This is a genomic window from Baekduia sp. Peel2402 (genome assembly GCF_052567285.1).
The window spans coordinates 345,750-369,164 of sequence record NZ_CP199582.1 but is presented as its reverse complement, the minus strand read 5'-3'; the positions used below and the strand labels follow the sequence as shown (position 1 = coordinate 369,164).

At 70.8% G+C, this 23,415-nt stretch carries 21 protein-coding genes; 18 read left to right on the top strand and 3 right to left on the bottom strand.

The window, feature by feature from the left end; translation table 11 throughout:
* Positions 1-23: 23 nt before the first annotated feature.
* The 10 genes from ACT01A_RS01855 to ACT01A_RS01810 all read left to right on the top strand — a co-directional run bounded on the left by ACT01A_RS01855 (position 24) and on the right by ACT01A_RS01810 (position 7,661).
* Complete coding sequence (locus ACT01A_RS01855) at positions 24-572, top strand: nucleotidyltransferase domain-containing protein (RefSeq protein ID WP_445150542.1); 549 nt, start codon at positions 24-26, stop codon at positions 570-572.
* A gap of 13 nt (positions 573-585) precedes the next feature.
* Complete coding sequence (locus ACT01A_RS01850) at positions 586-972, top strand: hypothetical protein (protein ID WP_445150541.1); 387 nt, start codon at positions 586-588, stop codon at positions 970-972.
* Positions 962-1,429 (top strand): DsbA family protein, encoded by a 468-nt coding sequence (locus tag ACT01A_RS01845; RefSeq protein ID WP_445150540.1) that lies wholly within the window; start codon positions 962-964, stop codon positions 1,427-1,429. The genes ACT01A_RS01850 and ACT01A_RS01845 overlap by 11 nt, the downstream gene beginning before the upstream one ends.
* A 77-nt stretch (positions 1,430-1,506) precedes the next feature.
* On the top strand, positions 1,507-3,834 hold the full coding sequence (locus ACT01A_RS01840) for a polyribonucleotide nucleotidyltransferase (protein WP_445150539.1): 2,328 nt from the start codon (positions 1,507-1,509) through the stop codon (positions 3,832-3,834).
* Positions 3,728-5,134: a M16 family metallopeptidase gene (locus ACT01A_RS01835; RefSeq protein ID WP_445150538.1), complete on the top strand. Its 1,407-nt coding sequence runs from the start codon at positions 3,728-3,730 to the stop codon at positions 5,132-5,134. Before ACT01A_RS01840 ends, ACT01A_RS01835 begins: the two co-directional genes overlap by 107 nt.
* 103 nt (positions 5,135-5,237) lie before the next feature.
* Positions 5,238-5,909, top strand: coding sequence for a 4-hydroxy-tetrahydrodipicolinate reductase (locus tag ACT01A_RS01830; protein ID WP_445150537.1), 672 nt, complete (start codon positions 5,238-5,240; stop codon positions 5,907-5,909).
* Positions 5,906-6,355 (top strand): GNAT family N-acetyltransferase, encoded by a 450-nt coding sequence (locus ACT01A_RS01825; protein ID WP_445150536.1) that lies wholly within the window; start codon positions 5,906-5,908, stop codon positions 6,353-6,355. Before ACT01A_RS01830 ends, ACT01A_RS01825 begins: the two co-directional genes overlap by 4 nt.
* Positions 6,352-6,807 carry a GNAT family N-acetyltransferase gene (locus ACT01A_RS01820; protein ID WP_445150535.1) on the top strand — a complete coding sequence of 152 codons (456 nt, stop codon included), beginning with the start codon at positions 6,352-6,354 and terminating at the stop codon, positions 6,805-6,807. Before ACT01A_RS01825 ends, ACT01A_RS01820 begins: the two co-directional genes overlap by 4 nt.
* A gap of 12 nt (positions 6,808-6,819) precedes the next feature.
* Positions 6,820-7,146 (top strand): hypothetical protein, encoded by a 327-nt coding sequence (locus tag ACT01A_RS01815; protein WP_445150534.1) that lies wholly within the window; start codon positions 6,820-6,822, stop codon positions 7,144-7,146.
* Positions 7,147-7,265: 119 nt separating this feature from the next.
* Positions 7,266-7,661, top strand: a complete 396-nt coding sequence (locus ACT01A_RS01810) for a hypothetical protein (protein WP_445150533.1) — start codon at positions 7,266-7,268, stop codon at positions 7,659-7,661.
* A gap of 458 nt (positions 7,662-8,119) precedes the next feature.
* On the opposite strand, the gene recD2 is transcribed toward ACT01A_RS01810, so the two are convergent.
* On the bottom strand, positions 8,120-10,234 hold the full coding sequence (gene recD2, locus ACT01A_RS01805; RefSeq protein ID WP_445150532.1) for an SF1B family DNA helicase RecD2: 2,115 nt from the start codon (positions 10,232-10,234) through the stop codon (positions 8,120-8,122).
* A 61-nt stretch (positions 10,235-10,295) separates the two neighbouring features.
* On the opposite strand from recD2, the gene ACT01A_RS01800 reads away from it, so the two are divergent.
* Genes ACT01A_RS01800 through ACT01A_RS01785 form a run of 4 tightly spaced genes read left to right on the top strand, consistent with a single transcriptional unit; the run spans position 10,296 to position 14,398 of the window.
* The gene (locus tag ACT01A_RS01800) at positions 10,296-10,742 is read left to right on the top strand and encodes a hypothetical protein (protein ID WP_445150531.1); all 447 of its coding nucleotides are present in this window, start codon (positions 10,296-10,298) and stop codon (positions 10,740-10,742) included.
* Positions 10,743-10,752: 10 nt separating this feature from the next.
* On the top strand, positions 10,753-11,625 hold the full coding sequence (gene dapA, locus ACT01A_RS01795; protein ID WP_445150530.1) for a 4-hydroxy-tetrahydrodipicolinate synthase: 873 nt from the start codon (positions 10,753-10,755) through the stop codon (positions 11,623-11,625).
* Between the two features lie 7 nt (positions 11,626-11,632).
* Positions 11,633-13,297 carry a ribonuclease J gene (locus ACT01A_RS01790; RefSeq protein WP_445150529.1) on the top strand — a complete coding sequence of 555 codons (1,665 nt, stop codon included), beginning with the start codon at positions 11,633-11,635 and terminating at the stop codon, positions 13,295-13,297.
* A 9-nt stretch (positions 13,298-13,306) separates the two neighbouring features.
* Positions 13,307-14,398 carry a DNA glycosylase AlkZ-like family protein gene (locus ACT01A_RS01785; RefSeq protein ID WP_445150528.1) on the top strand — a complete coding sequence of 364 codons (1,092 nt, stop codon included), beginning with the start codon at positions 13,307-13,309 and terminating at the stop codon, positions 14,396-14,398.
* Here ACT01A_RS01785 and ACT01A_RS01780 read toward each other — a convergent pair.
* Together ACT01A_RS01780 and ACT01A_RS01775 are read right to left on the bottom strand one after the other, a co-directional pair.
* Positions 14,374-15,828: an ATP-binding protein gene (locus ACT01A_RS01780; protein WP_445150527.1), complete on the bottom strand. Its 1,455-nt coding sequence runs from the start codon at positions 15,826-15,828 to the stop codon at positions 14,374-14,376. The two genes, ACT01A_RS01785 and ACT01A_RS01780, sit on opposite strands and share 25 nt — an antisense overlap.
* Positions 15,825-16,514, bottom strand: a complete 690-nt coding sequence (locus ACT01A_RS01775; RefSeq protein WP_445150526.1) for a response regulator transcription factor — start codon at positions 16,512-16,514, stop codon at positions 15,825-15,827. Before ACT01A_RS01775 ends, ACT01A_RS01780 begins: the two co-directional genes overlap by 4 nt.
* A gap of 194 nt (positions 16,515-16,708) precedes the next feature.
* On the opposite strand from ACT01A_RS01775, the gene ACT01A_RS01770 reads away from it, so the two are divergent.
* From ACT01A_RS01770 to ACT01A_RS01755, 4 genes are read left to right on the top strand one after another with little or no spacing between them, the layout of a single operon-like run.
* Positions 16,709-18,505 carry a putative bifunctional diguanylate cyclase/phosphodiesterase gene (locus tag ACT01A_RS01770; RefSeq protein WP_445150525.1) on the top strand — a complete coding sequence of 599 codons (1,797 nt, stop codon included), beginning with the start codon at positions 16,709-16,711 and terminating at the stop codon, positions 18,503-18,505.
* Between the two features lie 54 nt (positions 18,506-18,559).
* Positions 18,560-21,277, top strand: coding sequence for a DNA translocase FtsK (locus tag ACT01A_RS01765; RefSeq protein ID WP_445150524.1), 2,718 nt, complete (start codon positions 18,560-18,562; stop codon positions 21,275-21,277).
* Positions 21,278-21,295: 18 nt separating this feature from the next.
* On the top strand, positions 21,296-22,123 hold the full coding sequence (locus ACT01A_RS01760; protein WP_445150523.1) for a helix-turn-helix domain-containing protein: 828 nt from the start codon (positions 21,296-21,298) through the stop codon (positions 22,121-22,123).
* Positions 22,120-23,415 carry a competence/damage-inducible protein A gene (locus ACT01A_RS01755; RefSeq protein ID WP_445150522.1) on the top strand — a complete coding sequence of 432 codons (1,296 nt, stop codon included), beginning with the start codon at positions 22,120-22,122 and terminating at the stop codon, positions 23,413-23,415. Before ACT01A_RS01760 ends, ACT01A_RS01755 begins: the two co-directional genes overlap by 4 nt.

Sequence of the window (23,415 nt, the reverse complement as noted above, 5' to 3'; positions counted from 1 at the left end):
AGCTCGGGATGTTCCGGTCCGAGATGCAGCTTCAGCTGCTTGCGCTCCTCCTGCTTCAGCCGGGGCGCGAGTGGACGCTGCAAGAGCTGGCCGAGGCCGTGGGAGCGCCGGTGTCCTCGGTTCACCGCGAGCTCGACCGTGCCATCGCGATGGGCATCGTCGAGCGCGACGACACCAGTCGGCCTCACCTTTACGAGGCGGCTGTGGAGTCTCCGCTCACATCACCGGTCACACGCATGCTCGCGCTGACGGTCGGAGTCGAGCCGCGACTGCGCGAAGCGCTCGCCGACCTTCCGATCGACCTCGCGCTTCTGCACGGCTCCTGGGTGACCGGGCCGCTGCGCCCAAGCAGCGACATCGACTTGCTGGTCGTCGGGAAGGTGGATCTCCAGACCCTTCGCCGTCGCACGCGCCCGATCGCCAAGCAGGCGGGAAGGCGCATCGACATCGCGCTTTTCACCTCCGAGGAGTTCCGCAAGATGGCCCGGGAGCGCGCGAGCTTCGCTCGGCATCTGACCGAGGATGAGACGACGCTGCTCGTCGGCGATCTCTCTACGATCGCGGAGCGATGAGGGGCGCGCGCGCGTGGTCACGACCTACCCCGATCCATCGACCGCGCGGGAGTTCCTCTCGCAGGCCGAGACGTTCTTCAGCGACGCGTCGAGCCAGGACAACAGCAACGAGAGCCGAGCATTGCTCACGCATCAGGCCGCAGTTGCCGCGTGTGACGCCGTGCTGACCTTCGAAGGGCAGCGGATCGCCGGCGTCGACGGTGGCCACGACCTCCGGCTCGCAACGGCCCGGACGGCGCTGGGCGGAGACCTGATCGAGCTGTTCGAGCGCCTTGACGAGTCGAAGTCCTGGCGCAACGACGCGTCCTACCGTGCGCAGGTCGTGCCGGCGGCGATCCTCGCGGACGCGCTCGAGGCCACCGGTGAGCTGATCGAGCTGGTGCGCGTCCATGTCGTCTGAACGGCTCACCAGCGCCCCGATCCCGCCGGTCACGGACGCCGATCACGTCCGGGGCGACGCGCGCGATCCCGACCTCGTCGTTATGTACGCGGACTTCACGTGTCCGCGCTGCGCGAAGACGGCGCTGGAGCTGAGAGACGCGAACGCGCCGGTCGCCTATCGCCACTTCGCGCTGGACCGGCGGCATCCGCGGTCGGTCGCGCTGGCGCACGCCGCCGAGGCGGTGGCGTTGCAGGGGGCGTTCTGGCCTTTCCACGACAGCCTGTTCGCCGACCAAGGTCATCAGGATGACCCGCACCTGTGGGCGCGGATCGAGGAGCTCGGGCTCGACGTCGGACGCTTTGAGGCCGACCGCCGTTGCGATCCGGTCGCCGAGCGGGTAGCCCGGCAGCTCCGTGAAGGGATGCGTGCAGGGGTCACCGGGACGCCTGCGCTCCTGCGTCCCACGGTAGACTGACCCGAAGTTTCGGATCGACAAGAATCAAAGAAGCCGGCCCGCCGAGTCCGACGCGTGGGCCACAGGAAGGAACACATATGTCAGATGACGCCGTGACCACGGTCACCGTCGAGATCGCCGGCAAGGAGATCTCCTTCGAGACGGGCAAGATGGCCAAGCAGGCCTCCGGCGCCGTCGTCGTTCGCCAGGGCGACACGATGGTGCTCAACACCGCCACCATCGGCAACTTGCGGGACATCGACTTCTTGCCGCTGAGCGTGGACGTCGAGGAGCGCATGTACGCCGCGGGCAAGATCCCCGGCTCGTTCTTCAAGCGTGAGGGCCGCTCCGGCGAGAAGGGCACGCTCACCGCCCGGATGATCGACCGTCCGATCCGCCCGCTCTTCCCCAAGGGCTGGCGCTACGAGACGCAGATCGTGGCGATCCCGCTGTCGATCGACCACGTGCACCCGTACGACATCCTCGCGATGAACGGCGCCTCCGCGGCGCTGATGATCTCGCCGGTCCCGCTGCCCAACCCGGTTGGCGCGGTCCGCATCGGCAAGGTCGACGGCAACTTCGTCGTCAACCCCAACGAGGAGGACCTCCTCGAGAACACCGACCTCGACCTGATCGTGGCCGGCACCGAAGAGGCCATCTTGATGGTCGAGGCCGGCGCGAACGTCGTGTCCGAGGCCGAGATCCTCGACGCGCTCGACATCGCACACGACGCGATCAAGAAGCTGTGCGGCGCTCAGCGCGAACTGGCCGAGAAGGTCGGCAAGCCGAAGCTCCAGTTCGACGTCAAGGAGCTGCCCGCCACGCTGATCGACGAGATCCGCGCCTCGCACGGCGCCGACCTCGACGCCGCCACCCAGGTCTTCGACAAGCTCGAGCGCCAGGACGCGACCAAGGCCGTCGAGGCCGCCGTCGTCGAGAAGTACGCCGGCGATCCCGACGCCGACACCTACGCCGAGTACAAGTCGAACGCCACCACGGCGTTCGCCAAGCTCGAGAAGCAGATCATCCGCGAGCGGATCGCCAAGGACAAGAAGCGTCCTGACGGCCGCCACGAGACCGAGATCCGCCCGATCTCGATCGAGGTCTCGGTCGCCCCGCGCACGCACGGCTCCGCGCTGTTCACCCGCGGCCAGACCCAGGCCTTCAGCGTCGCCGCCCTCGGCACGCTGAAGGAGGAGATGCGTCTCGACACGCTCGGCCTGGAGACCAAGAAGTACTACTGGCACCACTACAACTTCCCGGCCTTCTCGGTCGGCGAGACGGGCTTCATGCGCGGCCCCAAGCGGCGTGACATCGGTCACGGCGCCCTGGCCGAGCGCGCCCTGGTGCCGGTCATCCCGCACATCGACGACTTCCCGTACACGGTGCGTGTCGTCTCCGACATCTTCGAGTCCAACGGCTCGTCGTCGATGGCCTCGGTCTGTGGCAGCTCGCTGTCGCTGATGGACGCGGGCGTGCCGATCAAGGCACCCGTCGCGGGCATCGCGATGGGCCTGATCAAGGAGGGTGACGACTACACCGTCCTCACCGACATCGCCGGCGTCGAGGATCACCTCGGCGACATGGACTTCAAGGTCGCCGGCACGTCGGAGGGCATCACCGCCCTGCAGATGGACATCAAGATCACGGGCGTCACGTTCGACATCCTGCGTGACGCGCTGGCTCAGGCCCGCGATGCCCGCCTGGACATCCTCGGGCAGATGGCGCGCGTCATCGCCACGCCGCGCGAGCAGCTGTCGGCCTACGCGCCGCGCATCATCACGGTGCAGATCGACCCGTCCAAGATCGGCCTGCTGATCGGCAAGGGCGGCGAGACGATCCGCGGTCTGTCCGAGGAGTTCGAGTCCCAGATCGACGTCAACGACGACGGTCAGGTGCTCGTGTACTCCGCCAACGGCGAGCTCGGCGAGAAGCTGGCCGAGCGCATCCGGACGATGACCAAGGAAGTCGAGATCGGGGACTCGTTCTCCGGCAAGGTCGTCAAGACCACCACGTTCGGCGCCTTCGTCGAGCTGGCCAAGGGCACCGACGGCCTGCTGCACATCAGCAACGTCAAGCCCGGCGAGCGCGTTGGCACGGTCGAAGAGGTCCTCAACAAGGGCGACGAGATCGAGGTCCGCGTGGTCGAGGTCGACCGCGAGCGCGGCCGCATCGGCCTGCGCCTCGCCGAGGACCCGGAGATCGAGGGCAAGTCCGTCGAGGAGCTGGCGGCCGTCGGCGCCGGTGGCCCGGGCGGCGGCGGTGGGGGCGGCAACGGCGGCCCGCGCCGTGACCGTGGCGGCGACCGCGGGGGCGACCGTGGCCCGCGTCGCGACCGCGAGGGTGGCGGCGGCGACCGCGGTGACCGCCCGCGCGGCTCCGGCCGTCCGCGGCACCGCTCGGACCGCGACCCCGAGCGGGACTAGCACCCTGATCGAAGAGCACCGCCTGACCGAGCTTGACTCGGGCGTCCGGGTCGTCACGGAGTCCATGGACTCCGTGCGATCCGCGGCGCTGGGGTTCTGGATCGGGACGGGCTCCGGCTTCGAGGACGCCGACCGGGCGGGCCTCTCCCACTTGTTGGAGCACATGCTCTTCCGTGGGTCGGCCCGCTACGAGTCGCTGGAGATCGACCAGATCTTCGACGGCATGGGCGCCGAGATCAACGCGGGAACGGGCAAGGAGACCACGTCGGTCTACTCGCGCGTCCTCGACGTGCATCTGGAGCGCGCGTTCGACGTCATGGCCGACATGGTCTGGCGTCCGCGGATCGCCGACGAGGACCTCTCGCAGGAGCGGGAGATCGTCCTCGAGGAGATCGCGATGTACGAGGACGACCCGCAGGACCGCGTCTTCGACGTGCTCGGCGAGGCCGTCTTCGGCGACCACCCGCTGGGCCGGGCGATCATCGGCACGCGCGAGGTCGTCTCCGGCACGCCGGCGAGCGAGATGAAGGCCTTCCACGCGGCGCGCTACACGGCGCAGAACGTGGTGGTCGCGGCGGCCGGGTCGATCGACCACGACCGGCTGGTCGAGCTGGTGGCGTCGACGATCGGCGACCCGGCGCCTTCAGGGGCGCCCCCGACGCCGCTGGCGATCCCCGACGCGCCGGTGGCGCGGCGGCGGTTCTTCGCCAAGGAGACCGAGCAGTACCACGTGGCTTTGGGTGCGCCCGGGATCGCGCGCGACGACGAGCGGCGTTTCGCGCTGCGGATCCTCGACACGGTCCTCGGCGGCACGTCGTCGTCGCGGCTGTTCCAGGAGGTCCGCGAGCAGCGGGGCCTCGCGTACTCGGTCTACTCGTTCACGGGGTCCTACGCGGGCACCGGGCAGATCGGCCTCTACCTGGGGACGCGGCCCGACAACGTCGGCACGGCCTTGCAGGTTGTAGGAGACGAGTTGTCCAAGTTGCTGGCCGACGGCATCACCACCGAGGAACTCGACCGCGCGCGCGACCACGTCAAGGGGCGCGTCGTGCTGTCGCTGGAGTCGACCACGGCGCGGATGAACCGCCTCGGGTCCTCGGTCCTGGCCGGCATGCCGGTGCTGACCGTGGACGACATCGTCGAGCGCATCGACGCGGTGACGCTGGACGACGTGAGCGCGCTGGCGCGCAAGTTCTACGCGCCGGAGCGGCTGAGCGCGGCGGGGATCGGCGGCGACGAGTCCGTCTTCCGCGGCGCGCTGGAGCCGGTCGCGCCGGGGCTCGCGGAGGCCACGGCATGACTCGCGCCGAAACCCGAGCGCTCTGCGCGAGTGGTTTCGCGAGCGCCTCGCATGCCGGGCGCGAGCTCGCGCAGACGCTCGCTCGCGCGGTTGGCAAGGGCGCGTGACGTCCTCGCCGTTGCGCGTGGGCGTCGCGGGCGCGGCCGGCAAGGTCGGCCGCGCGATCTGCGATGGGGTGGAGGCGGCCGACGACCTGGTGCTCGGCGGCCGCGCCGACCCGGCGCTGGACACGCCGCTGGAGTCGATCCTCGGCGATGTTGATGTCGTGGTGGACTTCACGCGTCCGGACGTCGCCCTGGGCAATGCCATTGCCTGCGTCGAGGCGGGCGTTCACGTCGTCATCGGGACGACGGGTTTCGACGTGGAGCAGCTGCGCGAACGCCGCGGGCCCGGCAACGCGTTCGTGGCGCCGAACTTCGCGATCGGCGCGGTGTTGATGATGCGCTTTGCGACCGAGGCCTCCAGGTTGATGGCCAAGGCGGAGATCATCGAGCTGCACCACGACGCCAAGCTCGACGCGCCGTCGGGCACCGCCAAGCGCACCGCCGAGCTGATGGAGGGCGACGTGCCGATCCACAGCGTGCGGCTGCCCGGGCTGGTCGCCCACCAGGAGGTCATCCTCGGCGACGTCGGCCAGACGCTGACGATCCGCCACGACTCGACCGACCGCACCTCGTTCGTCCCGGGCGTCCTGCTCGCGTGCCGCCGCGTGGCCGACCAGGGCGCGCCGCTGGTCGTGGGCCTCGAGGCGCTGCTCTTCAACGACGTCGCGTGATCCGGCCCGCGACCGACGCCGACGCGCGCGCGATCGCCGAGCTGGAGGTCCGCGCGTGGCGCTGGGCCTACGTGGACTTCGTCGCCGAGGAGGACATGCCGTCGGTTGACGAGCGTGTCTCGGCGTGGACCGGCGGCGGCAGCGGCGGGGTGTCCGTCGCCGAGGTCGAAGGGCGCGTCGTAGGCGTCGTGCGGGTGGGAGACGACGAGCTACAGGCTCTCTACGTCGAGCCGGCCGCGCAGGGCGCCGGGCTCGGAACGGCCCTGTATGACTTCGCACGCGAGCAGCTCGTCGCCGCTGGGTACGCGGAGGGCGTGCTCTGGGTGTTCGAAGGTAATGGCCATGCTCGCGGCTTCTACGAGCGGCGCGGGTGGGCGGCAGATGGCGAGCGCCGCGAGGTCGCGAAGGCACCGGAAGTCCGCTACCGGCAGAATCTGTCCGTATGACGATCCGCCCCGTCGCCGCCCGGGACGTTCACGCCATCGCCGACCTGCAGGTGCGCGCTTGGCGCGCTGAGCACGCGGGCTTCGTCTCCGAGGAGCAGATGCCGACCGTCGAGGACCGGATCGGGCTCTGGAACGGCGTGCGGCCGGGGGAGGCGTGGCTGGCTGAAGACCCCGAGGGCGCGATCGTCGGCGTGGTCGGCGTCGCCAACGGCGAGATCGGCGTGCTGCACGTCGAGCCGGCGCTGAACGACGGCCACGGGATCGACGACCTGCTGCTGGAGCACGCCGAGCAGGTGATGCGCGACGCCGGGCACAGCACCGCGTTGTTGTGGACCTTCGTCGAGAACCAGCACAACCGCACGTTGTACGAGCGGCACGGTTGGGAGCAGGACGGGGTCGCCGAAGAGACGCTGCCGGGCATCACCGAGATCCGCTATCGCCGCGTGTTGTAGATGTTGGTGGCGGTGACCGATCACGCGGCCGAGCGCTTCCGCCAGCGCGTGGCCGGGACGCTTGACGCCAAGACTGAGATCGCGGCGCGCGTGGCGCGCGCGGCAGCTGCGGGCCGGCTGAGCGACGAGCCGCCGCCGGGCGCCACCGGGACACGCGGGTCGGTGTACGTGAAGGACTTGGTCGACCGCTCGGTGGTCTTCGTCTGCCGCCGCGAGGGCGGCGAGCTGGTCGTCGTCACCCTGTGGGAGCAGGAGGGCGGCATCGCGCCGCCGCGTGTGCCCAAGCGGTACACGGATGTCTTGAAACGCGACGACGAACGTCGCAAGGACGACATCTAGGGTCCGATCGTCTAGGCATCCGGTCAGGGTCCGGCATTGCCTGGCCGCAGACCGGGGAGTACCGTCGCAAGCAGGTCCTAGTACTCCTACCCGAAGAGGAGCGGCAGAAGATGTACCGCTTGAAGCTCCTCGTCGTGGCCAACCAGACGGTCGACTCCGACGAGCTGTACGACGCCCTCCGAGAACGCACTGAGCAAGGTGCGCTCTCCGTGACCCTCCTGGTCCCGCAGGACCAGCAGTCCGGCCTCGGAACCCGCGTCAAGTCCGCGCTCGACCGCCTCCACGCCGCCGGCATCGAAGCCGAGGCCATGCTCGGAGACGTCGACCCCGCCTGCGCCGTCATCGAGCTCTGGGACCCACGCCGCTGGGACGAGATCCTCGTCTCGACGCTGCCGACCGGTACGTCGCGGTGGCTCCAGATCGATCTGCCGCACCGTATTGGGCGGGCGGTCGATGCGCCGGTGCGTCATGTGGAGGCGCGGACGGCGACGGCGCGGGACCGGGTTACGGCGTAGGGCTGGGCGGCGGCTCGAGCGTTGGTGGCGCCCAGCTCGGGGCGTTGAGGGGGTGCTCCGGGTTGGAGAGGGCGGCGAGGGAGTGAAGCCGGGTCGGCGTGGCAACCGTTTTCGGTCGTCCTCGGGCCGTCTCTTGGGCTCGGGAGGAGGGTTCGGGGCCGAAAGGCCGATGCTGGTCGAGTTGACCGCAACTATGCCGGTCAACTCGACCGCATCGCGAAACAGCCCCTTATGGAGCACCGCCAGGGATCCGGGTCGCGTAAGCGTCCTATATCAACCATTAGACGACCCGGATCAATCGCTTCGGCCCCGAACCGCCCTCTCGAGCCCGGCCAGGCGCCCGAGGACGACCGACGACGGTCGCCACGCATCAGCGTTCTTTCTCCTCGGTGCCCTCTCCAACGCGACGCACCACCACTAACGCCGCGCGCTGAGCGCCACGAACGCCAGCGCCGGCCCTACGACACCAACTCGACCAGCCGCGTGTTTCGCCGCGACGCGTCGACGCGCCCCAGCGCCGTCGGCAGCGCCCCTCGCTCGGCGACGACGACGCAGACCTGCTGCGAGCGTGTCACCGCGGTGTAGACGAGGTTGCGGGTCAGCATCGGCGCGTGGCCGCGCGCTAGTGCGATCACGATCGCCGGCGCCTGGGAGCCCTGCATCTTGTGGACGGAGCAGGCGTAGGCGAGCCGCAACGTCCCGGCCTCGTTGGCGTCCAGGGTGATGCGGCGGCCGTCGTCGCCGACGATCGTCAACGTTCCGCGGGCGGGGTCGTTGGCGGCGATGACGCCGATCTCGCCGTTGTAGAACTGGCGCTCGTGGTTGTTGCGCGTCTGCATGATGCGGTCGCCTAGGCGGAACTGCGTGCCCTTGACGTCGCGGCCGGACGGGTTCAGCTCGGCGCGCAGGGTCTCGTTGAAGGCGTCGATCCCGGCCGGGCCCTTGTGCATCGGCACGAGCACCTGCAGGTCGCTGACCGGGTCGAGCTCGTAGTGCTTTGGCAGCCGCTTGATCGCCAGCGACACGACCTCGGCGAAGACGCGCTGGGGATCGTCGCGCTCGATCAGGAAGAAGTCGCGGATGTCGTCCTCGCCGGCTTGGGTCGGCGGCAATTCGCCGCGATCGATCGCGTGGGCCGCTCTGATGATCAGCGAGCGCGCGGCCTGGCGGAACACCTCCACCAACTTGGTCGAGGGGACGGTCCCGGACGCGATCAGATCCTCAAGCACGCGGCCGGGTCCGACCGGCGCGAGCTGGTCGACGTCGCCGACCAGCAGGACGTGGGTTCGCGGGCCGACGGCGGAGACCAGCGCGGTGGCGAGGCGCACGTCCAACATGGAGGCCTCGTCGACCACGAGCAGGTCGACGCCGGTCAGCGGGTCGTCAGCGTCCCGCGCGAAGCCCTCGCCGGGCACGTACTCCAACAGCCGGTGGATGGTCGTCGCCTCGGCGCCCGTCACCTCGCTCAAACGCCGCGCCGCCTTGCCGGTCGGCGCGCACAGCTTCACGGTCCGGCTCTGCTCGACCAGCAGGTCGACGAGCGCGCGCATCGTCGCGGTCTTGCCCGTTCCGGGTAGACCGGTGAGGATCGTCAAGCGATGCTCGGTGGCCAACTGGACCGCACGCCACTGGGTCGCGGTCGGCGGCGCGTCGCCGTCCTCAGGAGGCTCGTCCGGGACGTCGACGTCCAGAGTCGGCGGCGCGTCGGATAGCTCGCGGACGCGCTCGGCCAGCCGGTGCTCGGTGCGGTCCATCCGCGCCTCCAAGACGCGGTCGCCGTCGAGCACCAGGTCCTCGGCGTCCTCGACGTGCGCCGCGACGGTCTCGACCGGCAGCTCCAGCAGGCGCGCGGCGCGCGGCAGCAGCTCGGCGCGGGGGAGGAAGCAGTGCCCGTCCTGCTCGGCCGCTCGCACCACGTGGGTCAGCGCCGCGTGGATCCGCTCGGGCGCGTCGGCGGCCGTGCCCAACGCGCGCGCCACGGCGTCGGCGGTCGCGAACGCGATCCCGTCGACCTTCGACAGCGCGTACGGGTCCTCGTTGAGCAGCGCCAGCGCGCCGCCGCCCAGCGCCTTGTGCACGCGCGCGGCAACAGCCGCCGGGACGTCGTGCTCGGCCAGCAGCATCCGCAGCGCGCGGCCTCCCGCTTGCTGCTGCCAGGACGCGATCGCCGCGGCGAGCTTCGCCTTCCCGATCCCGGGGACCTCGCGCAGGCGTGTGCCCGGGTCGCGGTCGACGATCTCCAGGACCTCGGACCCGTGACGCTCCAGCAGCCACTCGGCGCCCTTGGGCCCGACGTGCTTGACCGACTCCAGCAGCGTGGTCAGCGCGTCGGTCGACGTCGGAGCGCCGACCTTGACCTGCTCGACGTGCAGCTGGCGCCCGAACTTCGGATGCTCGCGCCACGTCCCGGTCAGGTCGACCGAGTCACCCTCGTGCAGGTGCGCGATCGGACCGGTGAGCACGAACTCCTCATCGCCTCCTTCCGGGACGCCCACGAGCACGGCGAAGCCACCGTCATCAGCGCGCCACCGCACCGCGACGATCTCGGCGGCTAGCGACGCGGGATCCGGCACGCGACGAGGGTACGCTGTGAGGCCGATCGATCCACAGGGAGAGCGCAAGACGATGGGCTTCATGGACAAGGCGAAGAAGTTCGCCGAGCAGGCGCAGAAGGAAGCGAAGGACGGGACGCTCAAGGAGCGCGCCAAGTCGATCGCCGACCAGGCCCAGGCCAAGCTCGACGAGGTCCAGACGCAGTTCAACGAGAGCCAGGCCAAGAAGGGCTGGGGCGAGGACGAGGCCAAGGCGCCCGCGTCCGCGCCGGCCACGCCCGAGCCCGCCACGCCCGAGCCGGCCGCGACCGCGGACGCCGCAGACACCGTGGCCGCCGCCGCAGAAGCCCCTGAGACCGCCGCGCCCGTCGCCCCGAGCGAGCCCGCGCCCGCTGCCGAGGCCGCCGCAACGGTGCAGGCAGCGAGCGACGCGCCGACCGCGTCGACCCCCGCCGACGGCCCCTCTGACGTCGACCGCTCGCACGAGGCGGCGCCGAAGCTCAGCAGCGGCGACCCGCTCGCGGGCTGAAGCTGGGACAATGTCGGCTGTGGCCGGGCTGGGAGCCATCCTCACTGCGATCGTCACGCCGTTTGACGACGACCTGAACGTCGACGAGCAAGCGTTCGTCGACCTTCTTCATCACCTCGCGGCGCACGGCTCGGACGGCTTCGTCGTCTGCGGCACGACCGGCGAGGCGTCGACGCTGACCGACGAGGAGCACCTCCGCGTCGTCGAGGTCGCGGTCCAGAACCGGCCCGAGGGCACGTCGATCATTGCTGGCACCGGGTCCAACGACACGCGCCACGCGATCCACTTGACCGAGCGCGCCACCGCGCTCGGCGTCGACGCCGTCCTCAGCGTCACCCCCTATTACAACAAGCCCAACCGGCGGGGGATCCTCGCGCACTACTCGGAGGTCTCCAAGGCCACCGACAAGCCGATCATCCTCTACAACATCCCGTCGCGCGTGGTCATCGACGTGCCCAATGACCTACTCGCCGAGCTGGCCCAGTTGCAGAACGTCGAGTACGTCAAGCAGGCCAACAACGATAACTTGGCGCCGGTTGACGGGCTCGGCATCTACGCCGGCAACGACGAGGCCTTGCTCCGCACGTTGGAGATCGGCGGCTGCGGCGGCATCTGCGTCGCCAGCCACCTCGTCGGCGACGAGATGCGTCGGATGGTCGACGAGCCCGATCAGCGCGCCGCGATCGATGAATCACTGCGGGACGTCTACGCCGCGATGGGCGTCACCACCAATCCAATCCCGGTGAAGGCCGCCCTTGAGATGGCCGGCCACAAGGTCGGCGGCCTCAGGCTGCCGCTCGTAGAGGCCGACGAGGACGAGCGCGCACAGATCCGCGCCGTCCTGGAGCGCCACGGGCTGCTCGCCTCCGCCGGGACTCCCTAAGGAGAACATGGCCAACAGCAAGCTTCGAGTCCTGCCCCTGGGCGGGCTCGGCGAGATCGGCAAGAACATGACGGTCGTCGAGTACGACGGCGCGATCGTCGTGGTCGACACCGGTCTTCGCTTCCCAACCGCCGAGCAGGTCGGCGTCGACCTCGTCCTGCCCGACTTCACGTACCTGCGCGAACGCGCGGACGACATCGAGGGCATCGTCATCACCCACGGCCACGAGGACCACCTCGGCGCGCTGCCGTGGATCCTGCGCGAGCTCGGGACCGACATCCCCGTGTTCGGCGGCCCGCTCACGATGGCGATGGCCCGCTCCAAGCTCGACGAGCACCGCCTCAAGGACACCGACCTGACCGACGTCCGGCCAGGGGAGACCCTTGAGCTCGGGCCGTTCGACATCGAGCTGATCCACCTGACGCACTCGATCCCGGACATGATGGCCGTCGCGCTGACGACCGACATCGGGACGATGCTGATCACCGGCGACTACAAGTTCGACCAGACGCCGGTCGACGGCAAGCCGGCCGACGTGTCGCGCCTGGCTGAGCTGGGCCGCGAGGGCCTGTTGCTGCTGTGCGGCGACTCGACCAACGCGGACCGCCCCGGCTTCTCGCCCAGCGAGTCGATCGCCGGCCCCAACCTGGAGGCCTTGTTCGGCCGTTGCAGCGGCCGCATCGTCGTCACCTGCTTCGCGTCGAACATCCACCGCGTCCAGCAGGTCGTCGACGCGGCTGCCGCACACGGTCGCAAGGTCGTCCTGGTCGGCCGGTCGATGCGCAAGAACATCAACATCGGCAAGATGCTCGGGCACATCGACGTGCCCGACGGCATGTTCGTCCAGCCCCGCGAAGCGCAGAACTTCCCGGACCACAAGCTGGTGATCGTCTCGACCGGGTCCCAGGGTGAGCCGCTCAGCGCGCTGCGCCGCATGGCGCATCGCGACCATCCGCAGGTCGAGCTGCACGACGGCGACACGGTCATCTTCGCCGCCACGCCGATCCCGGGCAACGAGCGCGCGGTCAACGAGACGATCGACCGGCTCTACCACATCGGTTGCGACGTCTTCACGCCCAAGGACGCGCCGATCCACGCCTCGGGCCACGGCTACCAGGAGGAGCTCAAGTTGATGCTCAACCTGACCAAGCCCAAGTACGTGATGCCGTTCCACGGCGACCACAAGCGCATCCACCTGCACGGCGAGCTGGCCGAGGCAGTTGGCATCCCGGCCGAGAACATCTTCAAGGGCGAGAACGGCCTGCCGCTGGAGATCGACAAGGACGGGGCGAAGTTCGGCTCGCGCGAGCGCGCGGGCATGATCTACGTCGACGGCGTCGAGATCGGCGACCCGACCGACGTCGCGCTGCGCGACCGCCGCATGCTGAGCGCCGACGGCATCTTCGTCGTCGTCGCGACGATCTCCGAGCAGGACGGCTCGTCGGTCGCCGACCCGGAGATCATCTTCCGCGGCGTGCCGTACTCCGAGGACGCCGAGAGGCTGCTGGGCGACATCCGCGAGTTCGTCAACGGCTCGCTCGCACGTGCCGCCGGCGAGGAGATCCGCGAGATCGACCTGCTCCAGCAGAAGCTCCACGACGACCTCGGCGCGTTCGTCTACGACCGCCTGAAGCGGCGCCCGATGGTGCTGCCGGTCGTCGTCGAGGTCTAGGTGTAGGTCTTGGACTCCGAGCGGGTGTTGGCCTTCCGGCTGGCCCGCTCGGGTCTGGTCCAGCGTGCTGCCGCGAGCGAGGAGCTCGCGGCAGCCGCGGCCTGCCCGGCGTCGGACTTCTCCAGTCACGCCGCGCTGCTGGCGCTCGCCGCGCGGGCGGAGGGCGTGACGCGCGAGGCCTATGACGCGGCGGTCGAGGACGGCGCGGTGGTCGTCGCGTACGTGATGCGCGGGGCGATCCACGCGGTGGCGCCGGGCGACCACGCGCTCTACGGCCGCGCGCTGCTGGCGAGAAACGACGACGAGCTGGGCGCGCAGCTCGGGCGCCAAGTGCAGAAGATCGGCGTGCCGCCGGGCGAGGCGTTGGCGGAGGTGACCGAGGCGGTGGACAAGGTGTTGGCCAACGGCACCAAGTTGGACAAGAACGACCTGCATGCCGCGCTGCGCGAGCGGGTGCGCGACGAGCTGATGCCGTGGTGCAAGGGCTGCGGGAGCCACCACGTCGCGCCGATGCTGTGGCGCTACGCGACGGTCGCCGCCGGCGCGCGTCTGGACGCCGAGCGGCGCTATCTGCTGGCGAAGGGGCGCACAAAGAAGGCGCCGGACGCCAGCGAGGCGGTGCGGCGGTTCTTGTCGTTCTACGGTCCGGCGACGCCAGCGGCCTTTGCGGAGTGGGCCGGCCTCGCGCGGTCGCACGCGCAGCGGCTGTGGGACGCGGTCGAGACGGTGGACTCCGACTCCGACGACGGCGCGTTGCTGCCCGACGACGTAGCGGCGGCCGCGTCGCCGCCCACCGCGCGCGGCCTCCGGCTGCTCCCGCCCGGCGACCCCTACCTCCAGAAGCCCAACCGCGCGCTGCTCGCGCCCGACGACGCGACGCGCAAGCGCCTCTTCCGGCCGACCGCCAGCCCCGGCGCGGTCCTCCAGGACGGCCGCCTCGTCGCGCTCTGGCGCGCGAAGGCCAAAGGCAAGACCACCACCATCCTCGACGTCGAGCCGCTGGCCAAGACGCCGAAGCTCCGTCGCGCGGAGCTCGACGACGAAGCGCAGCGCATCGCCGCGCTGCGCGGCACCCCTCAGCTGTCGTTGGTCATCGCGTAGGACGGCGCGTCTGGCGCCGGCGAGACCGCGGCGTCGTCCTTCTCCGCCGGCAGCGTCACCACGAAGCGCGCGCCGCCGTTGGACGGCTCCTCCAGCACGACGTCGCCACCGTGCGAGCGCGCCACCGCCCGGACGATCGACAGGCCGAGCCCGACCGAGCCGCCGCGGTCGCCCTCGCCGCGCACGAAGCGATCGAAGACCTCGTCGCGCAAGGCCTCCGGCACGCCCGGCCCGTCGTCCTCGACGACCAGCCGCACGCGGTCGCCGACCGTCGTGACGCTCGCGTGCACGTGCGTCCCGTCCGGCGTGTGCTGGAACGCGTTCTGGATCAGGTTCAGCGCCATGCGGTGCAGCTCGTCGCGCGCGCCGTCGACCGGCGCCGGCCGCACGTCCAGCGACAGCTCGTGCGCGCCGGCCACCGGCCCGACCTCGGCCGCGACGTCGACCAGCACCTGCGCGAGGTCGGTCGGCGCGTGAGGGACCTCGCGCTTGGCGTCGGCCCGCGCCAGCAGCAGCAGGTCGGCGACCAGCCGCCGCATCCGCTGCGTCGAGCGCAATGCCGCGCGCGCCGCCTCGCCGCGCTCGCCATCCAGCACCTCGGCCAGCAGCTCCAGGTTCGCCAGCACGGCCGTCAGCGGCGTGCGCAGCTCGTGTGACGCGTCGGCGACGAACTGCCGCTGGCGCGCGAGCACCGCCTCGCGCTCCTCGCGCGAAGTCTCCAGCGCCTGGAGCATCTCGTCCAGCGTCCGCGCCAGCTCGGCGACCTCGTCCTCGGTGTCGGGGATCGGGACCGAGCGGTTCGGGTCGCCCGTCTTGGCGATGTCGCGCGCCGTCGCGGTCAGGCGCGTGATCGGCGCCAGCGCGCGGCGCGACAGCATCAGCGCGGCGCCGAGCGCCAGCCCGGTCCCGAACAGGACGCCGAACAGGAGCAGCAGCCGGACCTGGTGGACCGACGCCTCGGTCGGCGCGGTCTTGCGCGCGTACTGGACGTAGACGGGGAGGCCGACGACGTTGGAACCGTTAATGCCGAGCGTCACCGCGCGGGTCAGCACGCGGTACCCGCCGACTTGGCCGCTCCTGTTCGGCTTCAGCCCGAGCCGGTCGAAGTTCGGCGCGCCGTCGGTCGTCGCCAGCTCGCCGCCGCTCTGGTACAGCACGCGGATGACCGCCTGGTTGGATGCCGCGTAGGTGCCGAGCGTCGACTTCGGGATCGTCGCCTTGTTGTCGGAGTTGTAGTAGACGGGCAGCTGCTTGCGGCTGAGCAGGTTGTCGACCGCCTGCGACATCTCGTTGCGGAAGTCGCTGCGGATGCGCGACGCCGTCGTCTGACCGATCACGATCGCGAAGACGCAGAGCACCAGGAACGTCAGTCCTCCGGAGAGGAGCGCCAGCCGCCAGCGCAGCGTCATCGCGTGGAGCAACGACCTCATGCGCGGAGAACGTACCCCGCGCCGCGGATCGTGTGCAGCAGCCGCGGTTCACCGCCGCCCTCGAGCTTGCGGCGCAGGTTCGACACGAACACCTCGATCGTGTTGGTCGTGGCGAACGGGTCGTAGCCCCACACGTCCTCCAGCAGCCGCTGGCGCGGGACGACGATGCGCTCGTTGCGCATCAGGTACTCGAGCAACTCGAACTCGCGCTGGGTCAGCTCGACCGTGCGGTCGCCGCGCTTGACCTCGTGCGTGTCGGGGTTCAGCGACAGGTCGGCGACGACCAGCGACGCGGACCCGCGCGGCGGCCGGCGGCGCAGCAGCGCGCGCAAGCGCGCCAATAGCTCCTGGCGCTCGAACGGCTTGACGAGGTAGTCGTCGGCGCCAGCGTCCAGGCCCTCGACGCGCGACTCCAACGCGTCGCGCGCGGTCAGCATCAGGATCGGGACGTCGTCAGCGGAGCGCAGCCGCCTGGCGACCTCCATGCCGTCGAGCTTCGGCAGACCGAGGTCGAGGACGACCAGGTCCGGCACGAAGTCGTTGGCCGCGCCAAGCGCGGCTTCCCCGTCAGGGGCGATGCGCGTTTCGTAGCCCTCCAGGCGCAAGGAGCGCTGGAGAACCTGCGCGATGTCGTCGTCGTCCTCCACGATGAGGACGCGTGCCTGCCGCTCATGACCGTCGATCACACAGAAATGGTAAAGCGACCGATCAAGGGCAGATCAAGGCGCGTTAGCGGTCATCTGGGCCAAAGTTCCAGAAACAGCGGCCGATTCCTAGATACGTGCTGCTGTTCCCAGACGGCGATAGGGGCAGGACCCGTCGCTGGCTGCCGTCAGGCGGCACGCTTCCCCCTGCCGCCTTCGAGGCGCGGCACCGCACCGTGGTCGCGCTGCTGTGGCTGCACGTCGTGCTCCTGCCGGCCTTCGGCGTCGCGCGCGGGTATGCGCTCCCGCACTGCCTGCTTGACGTCCTGCCGATCACGATCGCCGCCGCCGGCGCGTCTTACCGGGCGCTGCGCCCGCGGGCGCGTGCGTCCATCGGCGCGCTCGGCCTGGTCACCTGCTCGGCGATCTTCACGCACCTCTGGGGCGGCGTGACCGAGGCGCACTTCCACTTCTTCGTCGTCGTCGCGCTGCTGTCGCTGTACGAGGACTGGATCCCGTGGCTGCTGGCGATCGCCTACGTGCTCGTCCACCACGGGCTCATGGGCGCGCTCGACCCGCAGTCGGTGTACGGGACGCACTCGGCGGCGATTGCGCACCCGTGGCGCTGGGCCGGCATCCACGCGGCGTTCATCGGGGCGCTGGCCGGAGTCAACCTGGTGTCCTGGCGCTCCAACGAGCTGGCGCGGCGCGCCGCCCAAGGCGCCCGCGCTGCGCTCGCGCATCGCGCCACGCACGACCCGCTGACCGGGCTGCCGAACCGTCGCGCGTTCGCCGAGCACGTCGAGAGCGCGCTGTCCGAGCGCCGCGCCGGCGCGCCGGGCCACGTCGCGGTCCTGTTCGTCGACGTCGACGACTTCAAGCTCGTCAACGACTCGCTCGGCCACGGCGCCGGCGACCGGCTCCTGGAGACCGTCGCCGACCGTCTCAGCGACGGGCTGCGCCCCGAGGACGTCGTCGCGCGCTTCGGCGGCGACGAGTTCGTGATCCTGGTCGCCGACGTGGTCGATGCCGCCGACGCGATGGCAGTCGCCGAGCGCCTCGCCGCGACGCTCACGCCGCCGATCGTCCTCGACGGCGAGCCGCGGTTCGTGACCGCGAGCGTCGGCGTGGCGGTCGCGGGCGAGCTGCACCTCGACGCCGACCAGCTCCTGCAGGACGCCGACGTCGCGATGTACCGCGCCAAGGAGCGCGGCAAGGCGCGCTGCGAGGCCTTCGACGACTCGCTGCGCGCGGTCGCGGTCCGGCGCCTGGCGCTGGAGGGCGGCCTGCGCGAGGCGCTGTCCAACGGCGAGCTGCGCCTCGAGTACCAGCCCCAGGTCCGGCTGCCGGGCGAGCAGATCTCCGGCGTCGAGGCGCTGATCCGCTGGCGCCACCCGCAGCTGGGGACGATCTCCCCGGGCGAGTTCGTGCCGATGGCCGAGCGGCTCGGGCTGGTCGACGAGATCGGCGCGTGGGTCCTGCGCGAGGCGTGCGCGGAGGCGATGCGCTGGGGGAGGGAGGACGTCGAGGTCGCCGTCAACGTCTCGCCGCGCCAGCTGGTCTCCGACGGCTTCGCCGACGTCGTGCGCGACGCGCTCTCCAGCACCGGCCTGAAGGCGCACCGCCTCTGCCTGGAGATCACCGAGACCGCGCTGTTGGCCGACGTCGCCGGGACGCGCGCGATGCTCGCGCGCCTGCGGACGCTGGGCGTGATGCTGGCCGTCGACGACTTCGGCGTCGGCCACGCGTCGCTGCGCCACCTGCGCCAGCTCCTGCCGGTCGACATCCTCAAGATCGACAAGTCGTTCGTGGACGGCGTCGTCGCCGACGCCGAGGACACCGCGATCATCAGCGCGGTCGTCAAGCTCGCCGATGGGCTCGGGCTGGAGTGCGTGGCCGAGGGCGTCGAGGACGCCGCTCAAGCCGCGGTCCTCACCGAGCTGGGCTGCGGGACCGGGCAGGGCTACCACTTCGCGCGGCCGATGCCGCCCGAGGCGCTGCGGGATCTGCTGCGCCCGCGCGTGTCCGTCTGATCGCCGGCCGCGGGAGGGACGGCGCGCGCCGCGTCGAAGGTGAGGGTCCGAGTTATGGCCACCACCCGTACGCCCGCCCCGCGCAAGCGCAAGCCTGCTGCGCCCAAGTCCAAGACCTCCACCAGCGCCGCCAAGAAGCGCGCGCCCGCCCGCAAGGGCAGTGCGTCCTCGCGCGCACGGGCGCGACGCTCTTCAGCGACGTGGGCGCCGCGCGTCCCGGTGATCGAGCAGCGCCACCTCGACCTCTTCGGGCTGGCGCTCGTCGCCTGCGGCGTCTTCCTGGCGTTCCCGCTCTACGCCGGCTGGGACGGCGGCCAGGCGGGGGACGGCGTGGTCGACGGCTTGGCGCTGATGATCGGGCAGCTGCGCTACGTCGCGCCGATCGGCGTGATCTGCGCGGGCGCGGTGATCGTGCTGCGCCCGGTGCTGCCGTCGGTGCGGCCGTTCAAGTCCGGCGGGATCTGCTTCACGCTGGCGCTCGCGCTGATGTTCTCGGCCGGGACGCTCGGCCTCGGCCCGGACACGATCCGCGACGGCTACTGGGACCCGGATTTCATCCGCGACCGCGGCGGCTACCTCGGCGAGTCCTTGTTCTACGTCTCGCACACGCTGATCGGCTCGATCGGCACCCACATCTTCGCGCTGTTCCTGTTCCTGGCGGGCACGCTGCTGCTGACCGGCGCGTCGCTGGCCGGAATCCTGAAGGCGACGGGCGGGACCGTGGCCGGCACGGTCGCCGAGTCGACGCGCGCGCTGCGCGCGGCGCGCCCCGAGGCCGTCGCACCGGAGCCCGAGGTCAAGGCGACGCGCACGCGCAAGCCGCGCGTCAAGGTGCCCGGGGAGGAGGCGCTCGCCGACGACATGGTGGTCAAGGCCACCCACGTCGAGGCGCCGTCGCTGGACGGCAGCGAGCGCTACCCGGACCTGTTCGGCGAGGAGCCCGAGGGCGAGCCGGAGGTCAAGGCCACCAAGTCGCGCAAGAAGAAGGGCGCTGAGCCGGACGCCGACGCCGCCGTTGAAGCTGTCGTGCCGCCGATCGATCCCTTCGCCGACGCCGAGCCCGATCCGGAGCCCACGCCCGAGGAGGCGGCCAAGGACGCCGAGGTCAACGACGCGGTCATGGCGACCGACGACCTCCCCGACATCGAGCAGCCGCTGGAGGACGACGAGGACTACGAGCCGCGCCAGCTCGAGCTGCCCGCGGCGCGCGGCGACGACGAGGACCACGAGATCGAGTACATCGTCCCGGACGCGCGCGTGCTGACGCGCTCGACGAGCGAGCAGGTCCGCCCCGACACGTCGCAGAACGAGAAGACCGCGGCGTCGCTGGTCGAGGCGCTGTCGCACTTCAAGATCGACGCGAAGGTCGTCGGGACCGTGTCCGGCCCGCACATCACGCGCTATGAGCTGCGCCTGGCACCGGGCGTGAAGATGTCGCGGGTCTCACAGCTCAAGGACGACTTGGCCTACGCCTTGGCCGCCACCGAGATCCGCATCCTCGCGCCGATCCCCGGCAAGCAGGCCGTCGGCATCGAGGTCCCCAACCGCGACCGCCGCACGGTCCACCTCGGCGACGTCTTCCGCGCGCGGCCCGAGGGCTACTCGCCGCTCACGGTCTGGCTCGGCAAGGACGTCTCCGGCAAGGCGATCGGCGCCGACCTGGCCAAGATGCCGCACATCCTGGTCGCGGGCACGACCGGCGCGGGCAAGTCAGCCTGCATCAACGGCATGTTGTCCTCCATTTTGCTCAACGCGACGCCGGACGAGGCGCGCCTGGTCCTGGTCGACCCCAAGCAGGTCGAGCTGAACCACTACGAGGACGTGCCGCACCTGCTGACGCCGGTGATCACCTCGCCGCGCCAGGCCGCCAACGCGCTCCAGAACCTCGTGCGCGAGATGGAGTGGCGTTACGGAATCATGGCCATGAAGCGCACGCGCTCGCTCAACGAGCTCAACCGCGTGCGCGAGGAGGAGGGCGAGAAGCGCCTCCCGTACATCCTCTGCATCATCGACGAGCTCGCCGACCTGATGATGGTCGCGCCGGGCGACGTCGAGGACTCGATCATCCGCATCGCCCAGAAGGCGCGCGCGGTCGGCATCCACCTCGTGCTCGCGACGCAGTCCCCGCGCGTGGACGTCATCACCGGCATGATCAAGGCCAACGTGCCGTCGCGGATCGCGTTCGCGGTGTCGTCGCAGACCGACTCGCGCGTCATCCTGGACCAGAACGGCGCCGAGTCGCTGCTGGGCATGGGCGACATGCTGTTCTCGCCGGTCGGCTCCTCCAAGCTGCAGCGCATCCAGGGCGCCTACATCGACGAGGCGCAGATCGCGCAGATCACCGAGTTCTGGGCGCGCCAGGGCGAGCCCGAGCTGCGCCAGGACCTCCTGGAGGAGGTCGAAGCTGAGAGCGCCGACGACGGTGGCAAGGGCGACCGCGACGGCGAGGACCCGGACGAGGATCCGCTGCTGGCCGAGGCGATCGAGCTGGTCGTGGAGATGGGGACGGCGTCGACGTCGATGCTCCAGCGCCGCATGCGCCTGGGCTATACGCGAGCCGGCCGAATGATGGACATGCTCGAGCGACGCGGCGTGATCTCCGGCTACGAGGGCTCCAAGCCGCGGCAGGTGCTGATCACCGCGTCCGACCTCCCGCGGATGCTCGCGGCGCTGACCGAGCGGGGCGACATCGCGCCCGCGACGCCCGATCCCGACGCCACCGCGGTGGCCTCGCCAGAGCCCGAGGACCAGCCGGAGGACCAGGCTCCATAGACTGCGCCTCCGAGCACCATGCCGGAGATCGGGGCCACCCTTCGCGAAGCGCGTATGCGCGCGCGGATCGACATCTCGGAGATCGAAGCCGAGACCAAGATCCGCGCGAAGTACCTGCGCGCGTTGGAGAACGAGGAATGGGGCCTGTTGCCAGGTCCCGCGTACGTGCGCTCGTTTCTGCGGACGTACGCCGAGGCGCTTGGGCTCGACGCCAAGCTGCTGTTGGAGGAGTACAAGCTTCGCCACGAGCGGCCGTCGGATCACGACCTGATGCCGATCGGCGCGCCGCGCCGACGAGGTGGTCGTGGCGGCGGACCGATGCGCTCGCGGGAGCCGCGGCGGATCCCGCCCGGCCTGGTGATCGGCGTGATCGTCCTGCTGCTGATCGCGGCGCTCTACGCGTTGGGGAAGTCCACCGGTGGGGGCGACGACGACAGCGGCGGTGGGACCCAAGCGTCGACGACCGCGACCGACCGGACGACCACGACGAAGGTGCCGGCGTCGCAGACCAAGACGTCGACCACGAAGTCGTCGTCCTCGTCGTCGAAGAAGTCGTCCTCGTCGTCGAAGCTCGTGCGCGTGCAGATCGCGGCCACGGGCCAGGTCTTCGCGTGCCTGGTCGACCGCGACGGCGCCAAGCGCATCAACGGCGTGACGCTCAACGACGGGCAGACCGCGGGGCCGTTCCGGTCGCGCTCGTTCAAGCTGCTGCTCGGCAACGGCAACGCGACGGTGCGCGTGAACGGCAAGTCGCGCAAGGTGCCGCAGAAGTCGCCGGTGGCGTTCCAAATCAGCAAGGGGTCGTTCAAGAGCGTGAGCGCCGACTCGGTGGAGAACTGCGCATGAGCGTCCGTGTGGGGATCGTCGTGACCGGGACCGAGGTCCTGACGGGCCGCGTCGTGGATCGCAACGGGCCGTGGCTGGCGGAGCGACTGCGCGAGTTGGGCATCGACGTCGCGCACAACGTGATCGTGGGGGACCGGCCGCAGGACGTCCGCGACGCGCTCGGGTGGCTCGCCGGCGCGGGGATGGACTTGATCATCACCAGCGGCGGGCTGGGGCCGACGGAGGACGACCTGACCGCGCAGGTGGTCGGCGACTTCCAGGGGCGGCCGCTGGCGCTGGACGAGGCGCTGGAGGGCCGGATCTGGGCGATCCTCGAACGCCTCATGTCGCGGTGGCCTGATCTCGATCAAGAGGCCATCCGCCGTTCCAACCGCAAGCAGGCGTTGGTGCCCGACGGCGCGACCGTGCTGGAGCCGGTCGGCACGGCGCCGGGGCTCGTCGTGCCGCCGCGCGACGGCGTCGCGGGTCCCACCATCGTCGTCCTGCCCGGACCGCCGCGCGAGCTGCAGCCGATGTGGGCGGTCGCGGTCGAGACCGACGCCTTCCGCACCGCCGCTGCCGGCGCCACGGTCTACCGCCAGCACATGCTGCGCCTGTTCGGGATCCCGGAGTCGGAGATCGCCAACACCATGCTGAAGGCGCGCGAGGCCGGAATCGACCTCGACGCGCTGGAGATCACCACCTGCCTGCGGCGTGGCGAGGTCGAGGTCGTCACGCGCTACGAGCCGCCGCAGGAGGACGTGTACGAGGCGTTCGCCGCGCTGGTCGCCGAGCGTCACCCGCGCGATCTGTTCTCGACTGACGGCACGTCGGTCGACCAGCAGGTGGCGACGTTGTTGAAGGACTCCGGCCGCACGATCGCAACGGCCGAGTCCTGCACCGGCGGCCTGGTCGCCGGCCGGCTGACCGACCTTGCGGGCTCGTCCGCGTACGTCCTCGGCGGCGTGATCGTGTACTCCAACGAGGCCAAGACGGCGCTCGCCGGCGTCGACGCGTCGCTGATCGCGTCTTTCGGCGCGGTCTCCGTCGAGGTCGCCGAAGCGCTCGCCGACGGCGCCCGCGCTGCCCTGGGCGCCGACGTCGGCATCGGCATCACCGGCGTCGCCGGCCCGGACGGCGGCACCGAGGACAAGCCCGTCGGCACCGTCTGCTTCTCGGTCTCGACCGGCGACGGCGCCCGCATCACCCGCCGCCTCCAGCTGCCCGGCAACCGCTTCGACGTCCGCGACCGGTCCACGACCGTCGCCCTGCACCTCGTTCGCCGCATCCTGCTCGGCCAGAGCGACGGCTGA

Coding starts and splice junctions, on each gene's coding strand:
- dapA (WP_445150530.1), top strand. CDS start 10,753: ATGTCGGCTGTGGCCGGGCTGGGAGCCATCCTCACTGCGATCGTCACG.
- ACT01A_RS01820 (WP_445150535.1), top strand. CDS start 6,352: ATGACGATCCGCCCCGTCGCCGCCCGGGACGTTCACGCCATCGCCGAC.
- ACT01A_RS01780 (WP_445150527.1), bottom strand. CDS start 15,828: ATGAGGTCGTTGCTCCACGCGATGACGCTGCGCTGGCGGCTGGCGCTC.
- ACT01A_RS01845 (WP_445150540.1), top strand. CDS start 962: ATGTCGTCTGAACGGCTCACCAGCGCCCCGATCCCGCCGGTCACGGAC.
- ACT01A_RS01840 (WP_445150539.1), top strand. CDS start 1,507: ATGTCAGATGACGCCGTGACCACGGTCACCGTCGAGATCGCCGGCAAG.
- ACT01A_RS01800 (WP_445150531.1), top strand. CDS start 10,296: ATGGACAAGGCGAAGAAGTTCGCCGAGCAGGCGCAGAAGGAAGCGAAG.
- ACT01A_RS01765 (WP_445150524.1), top strand. CDS start 18,560: ATGGCCACCACCCGTACGCCCGCCCCGCGCAAGCGCAAGCCTGCTGCG.
- ACT01A_RS01855 (WP_445150542.1), top strand. CDS start 24: ATGCAGCTTCAGCTGCTTGCGCTCCTCCTGCTTCAGCCGGGGCGCGAG.
- ACT01A_RS01760 (WP_445150523.1), top strand. CDS start 21,296: ATGCCGGAGATCGGGGCCACCCTTCGCGAAGCGCGTATGCGCGCGCGG.
- ACT01A_RS01755 (WP_445150522.1), top strand. CDS start 22,120: ATGAGCGTCCGTGTGGGGATCGTCGTGACCGGGACCGAGGTCCTGACG.
- ACT01A_RS01790 (WP_445150529.1), top strand. CDS start 11,633: ATGGCCAACAGCAAGCTTCGAGTCCTGCCCCTGGGCGGGCTCGGCGAG.